Origin of the sequence: Desulfofundulus sp. (assembly GCF_049701015.1) — a bacterium.
Classification (GTDB): domain Bacteria; phylum Bacillota; class Desulfotomaculia; order Desulfotomaculales; family Desulfovirgulaceae; genus Desulfofundulus.
In genome coordinates, this window is record NZ_JBNATZ010000392.1 from 905 (window position 1) to 1,561 (window position 657).

Sequence of the window (657 nt, forward strand, 5' to 3'; positions counted from 1 at the left end):
TGTATGTATTTTCTCCGACAGCCATATTCAAGAAAACGGCCGTCCCCTGGTGGTTCTTGGATTAAAAGGAATGCTTTACGTTGAAATCACCGTTCGCGGTGCCAACCGCGACCTGCATTCCATGCGGGCAGCAGCCGTACCCAGCCCAGTCTGGCGCCTCGTTCACCTTTTGGCCAGCCTAAAGGGGGAAGACGGCCTGGTACGGATCCCCGGTTTTTACGACGATGTGCGCCCGCTTCTTCCGGAGGAAATTGCAGCAGTGGAGGCCATCCCCTGCGACAAGGCGGCGCTGATGGCCGACTTGGGCATAAGCTCTCTCCTCACCAACCGCCACGGCGACGATTACTACAAGAACATGATTTTCGAACCCACTTGTAACATCTCCGGTCTTACGGCCGGTTATCAAGGGCCCGGTTCCAAAACGGTACTCCCGTGCCAAGCTTCGGCGAAGCTGGACCTGCGCCTCGTCCCCGACCAGAAGCCCGAGAAGGTGCTGGCTTTGCTTAAAGAACACCTGGCCCGTACCGGCTACGGTGATGCCGAGATTAAACCCCTTGGCTTCCTCGAACCATCGCGTACCCCAATTACGCACCCGCTGGTCGAAGTGGCCAGGCAGGCCGTTGCCGATGCTTTCGGTATGGAGCCCTACATCTACCC

Annotated in this window: 1 protein-coding gene; it reads left to right on the plus strand. The window is 57.8% G+C overall.

Annotation, left to right across the window (positions count from 1 at the left end):
- A partial coding sequence (locus tag ACPLUI_RS14760; RefSeq protein WP_424660997.1) for a peptidase dimerization domain-containing protein occupies nt 1–657 on the plus strand: 657 nt, incomplete at both ends.